This window comes from Actinomadura sp. NPDC048032 (genome assembly GCF_040653175.1).
GTDB lineage: Bacteria > Actinomycetota > Actinomycetes > Streptosporangiales > Streptosporangiaceae > Spirillospora > Spirillospora verrucosospora.
In genome coordinates this window covers 1-9,635 of sequence record NZ_JBEZJP010000325.1, presented here as the reverse complement: position 1 = coordinate 9,635, position 9,635 = coordinate 1, and the positions used below count along the sequence as shown (strand labels likewise).

General features: G+C 69.9%; 9 protein-coding genes. All 9 read left to right on the top strand.

Annotated features, from left to right (window positions below; all coding sequences use genetic code 11):
* Positions 1 to 567: 567 nt before the first annotated feature.
* Positions 568 to 903: a GYD domain-containing protein gene (locus AB0C69_RS31045; protein WP_360358588.1), complete on the top strand. Its 336-nt coding sequence runs from the start codon at positions 568 to 570 to the stop codon at positions 901 to 903.
* Positions 904 to 1,268: 365 nt separating this feature from the next.
* Entirely contained in the window at positions 1,269 to 2,306 is a 1,038-nt protein-coding gene (locus tag AB0C69_RS31040; RefSeq protein ID WP_360358587.1) for a cupin domain-containing protein, read from the top strand.
* A gap of 21 nt (positions 2,307 to 2,327) precedes the next feature.
* A complete protein-coding gene (locus AB0C69_RS31035) occupies positions 2,328 to 3,545 on the top strand; it encodes an FAD-dependent monooxygenase (protein ID WP_360358586.1) in 1,218 nt (405 codons plus the stop codon).
* Position 3,546: 1 nt separating this feature from the next.
* Positions 3,547 to 4,032, top strand: coding sequence for a type II 3-dehydroquinate dehydratase (locus AB0C69_RS31030; protein ID WP_360358585.1), 486 nt, complete (start codon positions 3,547 to 3,549; stop codon positions 4,030 to 4,032).
* A complete protein-coding gene (locus AB0C69_RS31025) occupies positions 4,029 to 5,846 on the top strand; it encodes an iron ABC transporter permease (RefSeq protein ID WP_360358584.1) in 1,818 nt (605 codons plus the stop codon). Before AB0C69_RS31030 ends, AB0C69_RS31025 begins: the two co-directional genes overlap by 4 nt.
* A complete protein-coding gene (locus AB0C69_RS31020; RefSeq protein ID WP_360358583.1) occupies positions 5,819 to 6,892 on the top strand; it encodes an ABC transporter ATP-binding protein in 1,074 nt (357 codons plus the stop codon). The genes AB0C69_RS31025 and AB0C69_RS31020 overlap by 28 nt, the downstream gene beginning before the upstream one ends.
* A 128-nt stretch (positions 6,893 to 7,020) precedes the next feature.
* Positions 7,021 to 8,124 (top strand): extracellular solute-binding protein, encoded by a 1,104-nt coding sequence (locus AB0C69_RS31015; protein WP_360358582.1) that lies wholly within the window; start codon positions 7,021 to 7,023, stop codon positions 8,122 to 8,124.
* 30 nt (positions 8,125 to 8,154) lie between these two features.
* Positions 8,155 to 9,039 (top strand): fumarylacetoacetate hydrolase family protein, encoded by an 885-nt coding sequence (locus tag AB0C69_RS31010; protein ID WP_360358581.1) that lies wholly within the window; start codon positions 8,155 to 8,157, stop codon positions 9,037 to 9,039.
* Positions 9,036 to 9,539: a MarR family winged helix-turn-helix transcriptional regulator gene (locus AB0C69_RS31005; protein ID WP_360358580.1), complete on the top strand. Its 504-nt coding sequence runs from the start codon at positions 9,036 to 9,038 to the stop codon at positions 9,537 to 9,539. The genes AB0C69_RS31010 and AB0C69_RS31005 overlap by 4 nt, the downstream gene beginning before the upstream one ends.
* Positions 9,540 to 9,635: the final 96 nt, after the last annotated feature.

The window sequence follows — 9,635 nt, the reverse complement described above, 5'->3', positions numbered from 1 at the left end:
CGGGTGCTCTCTCACTCACGGGTCACGCCTCTCGTCGGAAGGCCTGACCGGCACCAACGGCGCTGGTCGAGGCCCTCATCGCAGGTTTCCTAGGACTGATGCGGTGAGGGCCTCGTCGTTTTCCGGGGAGTGGTTCCCGGCTGCCAGAGTGGTGGAGCCACTACATGACACGGCTGCGGTGCTGCGCACACGAGACCGACGAGCCGCCGCTGGCGAAGGATCTGGTTTCCCATTGTCCTGGTGCTCCTGCGCAATCAGGGCCTGCCGCGCTGGCATGACCACGAGTGCCGAATTTTCTAGATGCGGCTGGCCATCGCAAAGTCCGTGGGAGAGGTGCGGGATGCGCGCCACGCCATCCGCCCATATTGGAACCGCCGCTTCGGCTTGGCCGGGGCGTGTTGTGTGGATCATGGTTGAGTCAGAGGAAGCCAACGCCTACCGGTCGCCGGTGGCGTCGTTTCGATTTGACGTTGACCAGAAGGGCCGGCGCGTGTAACCCGTCATGCTGCGGGAATCACGGAGGACACCCCCCGCTGAACGTGTGTTCGCGCGACCACGGGAGGACGCATGGCACTGGCAGTCGTGTTGGCGGAGTGGACCGACCAGGGGAATCGGACTTTCTGGGACACGGTTGATCGCTCTATGGAAGGAAGAAAATTTGGAGACGATTTCGGCATAGAGTTCAAGGAAATCATCTGGACTCCGAGTGGCCCGTACGATCTGGTCATCATTCTAGAGGGGCCCAGCCTTGACCGTATTGCCGCCTTCATGCTTTTGCAGCAGTCGCTCGGGAGCATTCGCGCCGTCTGGATGCCGGGATACAAGGCAGAACAAATGGACGCAATAATAACCTCCTTGAGCGGTGAGGTCGGCGCCGCCGGCGAGAACCCTTCATCCCAATGAGCCCCCCGCCGCGGCCTTGGGGCCGCCCTTCCCGCAGCTGGCGCGGGTCGTAGCCGCCGGTGACGTCAGTCGCCGCCTCGTGACGGCCGCCAGGGCGCTCCTGGCGCCCGGACGCGAGGCTCTTGGCGGGATGCGGCTCGTTCATGCCCCCTAGCTCCCTCTTTGTGCTGCCGAGGGCAATGCGCCTCGCCCGTGGCGCTGCCTCCACTCCCCGCCGCCATGCGCGCTTGTTCACGCTTCAGCAGCCGACCGTCACCGAAAGTGATGCTTCCTGAGCATTGACCCTGGCATTACGGGAGTGCTTTGCTTTGTCCACGGAAGTTCCGTGCACGGAATAACTGAGATCATCCAGAGGGAGGCAGAGCGTGACGGCACGTACCACCCCCCGGGCCGCCGGCCACGACTACTACGAACGCCTCGCCGCGGCGCAAGTCGCGCCGCTATGGCGAATCCCCGGCACCACCGATCCGGAGCCGTACGTGGAGGAGGTTCCCCACGTATGGCGCTGGCGGGAACTGGTCCCGCTGCTGCACGAGGCGACGCAGGTGATGGACCTCGGCGTCGATCAGGCGGACCGGCGGGCGCTCAATGCGCACAACCCGTCCCGCCGCTTCGGGACCACGCACACGCTGGTAGCGGGATACCAGCTCGTACTGCCGGGTGAGACGGCCCCCGCGCACCGGCACAGCCCGGGCGCCATCCGCTTCATGCTGGCCGGATCGGGGCTGACCACCGTCGAGGGAGAGCCCGTGCCCATGGAGCCGGGAGACCTCGTCCTCACTCCGGCCGATACCTGGCACGACCACCGCCACCCGGGCACCGAGCCGATGATCTGGCTCGACGGCCTGGACGTGCCGTTCGTCAAGCAGATGAGGGCCAACTTCTACGAGGACTTCCCCGGGGGCGGCCTCCAGCCGCTGACCAGGCCCGAGCGTGACGGGGAGCTCCGCTACGGCCCCGGCTTGGCGCCGGCGGGTCCGAAGCCCGAGGTGAACCACTCGCCGATCATGAACTACCGGTGGGAGGTCGCCTACCAGGCGCTGACCCGGCTGGCCGAAACGGGCGCCGACCCCTACCAGGGCGTGCGGCTGGAGTACACCAACCCGCTGACCGGCGGGCATGTGCTGCCCACGATGGCCTGCTACCTGTCGCTGCTGGAGGGCGGTGTCGCCACCCGTGCACTGCGGCACACCTCCAGCACGATCTTCTGCGTGGCCGGCGGCAGCGGCCACAGCATCGTCGGCGGCGTTCGCCTGGACTGGGAGGACCGCGACTTCTTCGCCGTCCCCCCGTGGACCTGGTACGAGCACGTCCCCGATTTCGGCGTCGAGACCGTGTTGTTCTCCATGAGCGACCTGCCGCTCCTGGAGCCCTTCGGTCTCTACCGCGAAGAGCTCGCCTGACCCGCGGGAGGCCAGAGAATCATGGACGTTTCACTCATCGTGGTCGGCGGCGGCATCGGCGGAATCGCCACGGCGTTGGCCTGCGCCCGCCAGGGCATGAAGGTCAGAGTGCTGGAGCGCGCCTCGGAGTTCGGCGAGGTCGGCGCCGGGCTGCAGGTCGGCCCCAACGCGTGGCGGATACTCCGCGACCTCGGGGTGGTCGACGGCCTGCGGGAACAGGTGGTGCTCCCCACCCGCTGGGAAATGATCGACATCTACACCGGCGAGACGATCTCGGCGCTGCGGTTCGGCACCGAGTTCACCGAGCGCTATCGGGCGCCCTACGCCGTGGTCCACCGGGGCGAACTGCTCACCGCCCTGCTCGAGGCCTGTCAACGGACCGGCCGGGTGCACCTCATTCCGGGGACCGAGGTCGTCTCGGTCAGCCAGGACGAAGATTCGGCCACCGTGCAATGCGCGGACGGAAGCACCCACACCGGTACGGCCATCGTCGCCGCCGACGGGCTGCGTTCCGTCGTGCGTCGACAACTGCTGGACGACCGGCCGCCGCTCGTCTCGCCTTACGTGGTGTATCGCGGCCCAGGTCCCCGTCCGGCGGATGTCGACGACGCGGTGATGCTCTACGTCGGCGACGGCATCCACTACATGCAGTACCCCGTCAGCGGCGGCACCGTGCTCAACCGGGTCGTGTCCTTCCGCAGCACGGCCGGGGAACCGGGGTCCGCGGAATGGGGCACCCCCGAGGAGCTGCACCGGCGCTTCGCCGGGACGATTCCCCACGTGCGGTCGGCGGTCGCCGAACTGGATCTGTCGAAGCGGTGGCCGCTGTGCGACCGCCCGCCGCTGGCCGGCTGGGCGCAGGGCCGGATCACGCTCCTCGGCGATGCCGCCCACCCGATGCAGCAGTACCTCGCTCAGGGAGCCTGCCAGGCACTGGAGGACGCGATCGCGCTCAGCGACGCCCTCCGGGCCTGCCCCGGCGATCCGGCCGCCGCCTTCAAGTCGTTCGAGAACATCCGGTTTCCGCGCGTCTCGTCGGTCCAGGAGCTCACCCGCTTCATCGGCGACTTCTGCCACCTCGGCGGCGCGGCGGTCGTGCTCCGCGACCACTTCCTGTCCGGGCTGGGTGCGTCCGACCACTACGCCTACACGGACTGGCTCTACGGGGGGCCGGCGAAGGCGCCGGTCCTGCCGCCGAGCATCGACATGTACGCCGGAGCCGCGACGGAGGTGTGCTGACATGCCCGTCTACGCCATGCTGCAAGGGCCCAACCTCAACCGGCTCGGCCGCCGTGATCCGGCCAGGTACGGCCACCGCACGCTGCCCCACATCCAGCGGGACGTGGACGAATGCGCCGACGGGCTCGGGGCGACCGTCCTGCACTTCCAGTCCAGCCACGAGGGCGACCTGATCGACTGGCTGCACGGGCGGCAGGACGACGAGGCATTGCCGCTGGACGGAGGGGTGATCCTCAACCCGGCCGGGCTCACCCGGGCGGGGTGGTCCCTGCGCACCGCCGTCGTGGACACCGGACTGCCGGTGGCCATCGTCCACCTGTCGGAACTGCACTCCTACGGCCCCGAGCCCGAACCCGACATCTTCCTCGGGATCGCCAACGTCTACATCGCCGGGGCCGGCTGGCGCGGCTACCGGCTCGCCCTGGAGGCGCTGCACGGCCGGTCCGAGGACGCGCGGCGGCGCGGCAGCCCCGGAAGTCCGTCATGACCGCCGAACTGTACGGCCGGCTCAAGCTGGCCTGCCTGTTGGGCGTCATCGGCCTGCTCTACGTGTTGCCGATCGTGATGACGGCATACGGCGCCTTCCGCACCGCCCCTCCCGGCCTGCCCGGCGCGTTCAGCGTGAAGGGGCTGACCGACGCCTACTCCGACCCGCGCACCTATCGGTTGCTGGCCAACTCGCTGTGGCTCGCCGTGTCGGCCGGGATCACGTCCACCGCTCTCGCGGTCGCCCTGGCCTGGATCAGCACGCGCACTCGCGCGGTGCTGCGTCCGGTCGTGACGCCGCTGGTGGCCGTGGTGCTGGCGACGCCGCCGCTGTTCTTCGCGCTCTCGTGGAGCCTGCTGGGCACGCCGCGGTACGGGCTGCTGAACTCCCTGCTGCACACGGTCGGCCTGCCCGACGAGTTCTCGGTCGGCGGCCGGTGGGGCGTGTGGTTCGTCCTGTCGCTGAAGCTGTGCTCCTTGGGCTACTTCATCCTGCTCGGTCCCTTCCTGGCGATGGACCACCGGCTGGAAGAGGCGTCGGCCATCACCGGCGGCGGGCGGCTGCGGACGCTGGCCAACGTCACGGTTCCGGTAATGGCCCCCGCGGTGCTGGGGGTGTTCATCATCGGGTTCGTGATCGGCCTGATCGTGCTGGACATCCCGCTGATCATCGGCAGGCCGAGCGGGTTCCGGGTGTTCGCCACGCAGATCTTCGACTTCGCCAACAACGACATCCCGCCGAACTACGCCGCCGCCAGCGCCCTGGCCCTGGTCTTCATCGCCGCGGTGGGCGCCCTGGTTGCTCTCAAATGGCGGTTGCTCGACCGCCGCCAGTTCACCACCGTGGCCGGCAAGGGAGCCCGGCCGCAGCCGATGGACCTGGGCCGCTGGACGTGGCTGTGCAACGCGTTCATCGTCGGCTACGCGCTGCTGGCCTTCGTGCTGCCGGTCCTGCAGATCGTCGTCGGCTCGCTGCAGCCGGTGTTCGGCGTGAACCGCTTCTCCACCGACAACTACCGGGAGCTGCTCGCCGATCCGCAGGTGCTGCCCGCACTGGCCAACACCGCCCGCTACGCGCTGATCGGCGGTGCGCTGGCGGTAGCGATCACGTTGACCGCTTCGATGGTCGGGAGGCACGGCTCGACCCGGCTGCGGCGGGTGCTGGAGCTGTCCACATGGCTGCCGTGGGCGGTGCAGGGCATCGTGCTCAGCCTGGCTCTGGTCTGGACGTTCCTGTCGGTGCCCTTCCTGCATCCCCTGTTCGGCAGCTCGTTCATCGTGCTGCTGGGCGTGGTCGTGGCGGCCACCCCGGTCGCGGGCCGCGCGGTCGACGCGGCCCTCGCCCAGGTCGGCGGGGAACTGGAGGAGGCCGGCCGGGTCTGCGGCGCCGGGCCGCTGCGGACCACCGCCGGGATCGTCGTCCGGCTGATCCTGCCGAGTTGCGTGGCCGCCTGGCTGATCTCCGCCATCCAGATCGCCGGCAATTTCGAGGTCCCGGTGCTGCTGTCCCAGCCGGGCAACCAGCCGGTGGCGGTCCTGGTGTACCACCTCAACGCCCAGGGCGAGGTGACCCGCGCCGCCGCGCTGTTCTGCGTGATGCTCGGCGCGGTCGTCCTCACCGCCACGGTCGTCGCGCTGGTCTGGCCGGCGCGGGCGGCGGTCCGTCTGGCCAGGGCGCGGCGGACCGCGGGCGGCCTTCCGCTCTGGGCGCCGCCGCCGGCGCGACCGGCCGGGCCGCACCCGACACGCAGGAACGCCCTGACCGAGGAAACGGGAGGAGTCCAGTCGTGGCCGCTGTCAGCATCCAAGGACTGACCAAGCACTACGGGGGACCGCATGTCGTCGCCGACCTCGACCTGGAGATCGCCGACGGAGAGTTCCTCACGCTGCTGGGCCCCAGCGGCTGCGGAAAGACCACCATCCTGCGATGCATCGCCGGCCTGGAGCGTCCCGACGGGGGAGAGATCCGCTTCGACGGCGATCTGGTGGCGTGCGGGCGGGGCAGGTTCGTGCCGCCGGAGCGCCGGGACCTGGGCATGGTGTTCCAGAGTTACGCGCTGTGGCCGCACATGACCGTGCGGGGCAACGTGGGCTATCCGCTGCGGATGCGCCGCACGCCCAAGACCGAGCGGGACGGGCGGATCACCGCCGCACTGGACCAGGTGGGGCTCGCGCAACTGGCGGACCGGCCGGTCGGCGCCCTGTCCGGCGGGCAGCAGCAGCGCGTCGCGCTCGCCCGGGCGCTGGTCGCACGACCCGGGATCCTGCTGTTCGACGAGCCGCTGTCCAATCTGGACGCGCGCCTGCGGGCGGCGATGCGCGAGCAGATCCAGGCGCTCCGCCGGACGCTCGCCACGACCTCGGTGTACGTCACGCATGATCAAGTCGAGGCGCTCACCCTGTCGGACCGGATCGTGGTCCTGAACGACGGCGTCATTCAGCAGGTCGGCACCCCCGAGAAGATCTACGCCGAACCGGCCAACGCGTTCGTCGCCGACTTCGTCGGGTTCGAGAACCTGCTGCCCGCGACCATCGTCGCCGTGAACGACGACGGTGTGGTCGCCGCCGTCGAAGGGCTGGCCGACTGCCTGACCGCCCGTACGGCCGGGCAGGACCCCTTCACGGTCGGAGACCAGGCCGTCCTCGCGGTGCGCGCCGCGTCGGTCTCCGTCAGCACGGCGGGTGAAGGCGTGACGGCCGAGGTCGCGACGGCCGCCTTCCTCGGTGACCAGATCGAGTACTCACTGCGCGCCGGACCGCGCACCATCCGGTCCCGCGCCGCGGCCCCCGCGGTCGCCCATCCGGGCGACACCGTGGCCGTGGCCTTCCCCGTCGACGGGTTGCTCGCCCTTCATCCCTAAGTCCCTTCCACCCCCGCAGAACCCACTCCGCCTCACGGGCCTCACGGCCCACCCACCCCACCGGGCCTCTTGGTCCACCCACCCCACCGGGCCTCTTGGCCCACCCACCCCACCTCCCTGGAGGACCCATGCGACGTTTCGTCGCCCCGCCCCTAGCAGCCGCTCTGCTGGCGTTGGGCGGGATCACCGCGTGTAGCGCGCCCGCCCCCGGCACGCGGTCCGGAACCGCCAACGCCGCCGCTCTGGGCAGCCTGGACGTGCAACGGCAGATGGACGCGCTTTACAAGGCCGCCCAGCAGGGGCGCCAGACCAGCGTGCTGGTCTACGGCCCCAGCCAGAACTTCTACACCGCCGCTTACGCCGCGTTCCAGAAGCGCTACCCGGCCATTCGCATCGTGGCGCAGCCGCTGTTCGGCCAGCAGCTGACCACTCGGCTCAGCGAGGAATTCGCCAGCGGAAAGCACAGCGGGTCGGTGCAGACCAACGGCGGATCCGGGATCGACCTCAGCAGCAAGGCCGGCCAGTGCCAGGCGTACCGGCCTTTCACCGCCGGCGCCCTGACGGGCGGCCAGAGCGGCCCCGGCGACGCCTACCACGCCTACGCCCGGTTCGCCGTCGGCATCGAGTACAACACCGACAAGCTGACCAAGGACCAGGCTCCCACCGGGTGGCGGGACCTGACCGCCCCCAAGTGGAAGGGCAGGCTGGTCCAGAACGACCCGGCCGTAGCCGGCGTCACCTCCTTGATGATCTCCAACCTGATGACCGCGGGAAAGCTCGACCGCAAGTGGCTCGCCGGCCTGGCCGCGAACGCCCCGCAGACGGTCGGCACGGCCGCGCTCGCGGAGCAGTCGCTGGCCCGCGGCGAACGCGAGGTCATGGTCGCCAACAACTCGGCCGTCTACACCGCCGCCAGGGCCAAGAGCCTGCCGGTCGGGCTCGTCTTCCCTACCAGCGAGGGCGCCCGCTTCGACACCCAGTACGTCTGCCTCCTCAAGGAGGGCCCCAACCCCGACGCGTCCAAGCTGCTCATCAACTGGCTCTACACCAGCGAGGGCCAGAACGTCCTGGCGCAGGCCGGTCTGTACGGCGTGGCCCCCGGTGCCCCGGCGCCGCCCGGCCTGCCTGTGATGGACGCCCTCAAGGGCCGTGAGATCCCCGAGGTCCCGGCGGACCAGCAGGCCGGCTCGCTCGGCAAGACCCTCGACCTGGTCAGGCAGATCCAGCCCTGACGCTGTCCGAACACCGAAGGAGAGACCTACATGCGGTTCGGAGTCTTCAACCCCCCCGAGGGCGCCTCCGGAGGGCGGCGACTCGCCGTCATCGAGGCGGAGCAGGCGGTCGATGTGACCGACCTGCTGGGCCTGGACCCCCACCACCCCGGCGGTCCGCTGCACCATCTGCTGGAGCAGGGCCCCGGGACGCTCCCGGACGCGCCGTCGCCCACGGCGCCTCGCCGGCCCGTCGCCGAGCTGGCCTGGGAGGCGCCGCTGCCCCGGCCGGGCAAGCTGATGGGCGCCCCGGCCAACTACTACGACCACGTCGACGAGATGCCCGACTCGGCCACCATCACCGAGTGGGGGTTGTTCCTCAAGGCCGGCACCTCCACCCTCGGGCACGGCGGGGTGGTCCGTCTGCCTTGGTCGGACCGGCGCACCGACCACGAAGGCGAACTAGGCGTCGTCATCGGCCGCACGGCGCGGCACGTGCCCGCCGAACGGGCGCTGGAGCACGTCTTCGGATACACCTGCGTGCTGGACATCACCGTCCGCTCCACGGAGGACCGCTCGCTGCGAAAGTCCTTCGACACCTTCACCCCCATGGGCCCCTGGGTGGTGACGGCGGACGAGATCCCCGACCCCGGCGACCTCGAACTGTCCTGCTCGGTCAACGGGGAGCTCAGGCAGCACACGTCCACCGCGAAGTTGATCTACGGTGTTGCCGAACTGATCGCCTATGCCAGCGCGGCCATGACCCTTCATCCCGGGGACGTCATCGCCACCGGGACCCCCGCGGGAGTCGGCCCGCTCGCCGACGGCGACACCGTACAGGTGGACATCGACGCCGTCGGGAGCCTCATGGTCACCGTCAGCGCCGAGGGAGCCATCCCCTATCAGGCCCGTCCGGGCAGCAAGGTGAGCCGATGAACGACGACGCCCACCCCCAGAAGTTGCAGGAAGCCCTGGAGATCGACATGTACCGGCAACCGGGGCACCTGTTCCGCCGAGCCCAGCAGATACACGCCCAGTTGTGGGCGGCCGAAGTCTCGACGGAGGTGACCTCGACCCAGTTCGCCGTCCTCAGCGCCATCGCCGAAGCCGGGCAGATAGACCAGAACTCGATCTGCCGCCGGGTCTCCCTCGACACCTCCACCGTCGCGGAGGTCGCCAACCGGCTCACCTCACGAGGCCACGTCATCCGCACCCGCGACACCCGGGACCGCCGCCGCAACCTGCTCAGCCTCAGCCCGGATGGGGAACGGATATTCGCCGAACTCTCCCCGGCGGCGGCCCGCATGACCGACCACCTCGTCGGTCCTCTGTCCCTCGGCGAGCGAGCCGAACTCGTCCGCCTCCTCCACTTGATCATCGAGGCCGGCGAGGGGCTCGCCGAACCCCGCGACCTCCGGCAAGGATCCCAGTCATGACCAGAATTCCCCTCACCGTGGCCTGCGGCGACTACGACCGCACCCGGGACCTGCGCGACGGCGTCGTCACCGCCGAGGGCATCGACCTCACCTATC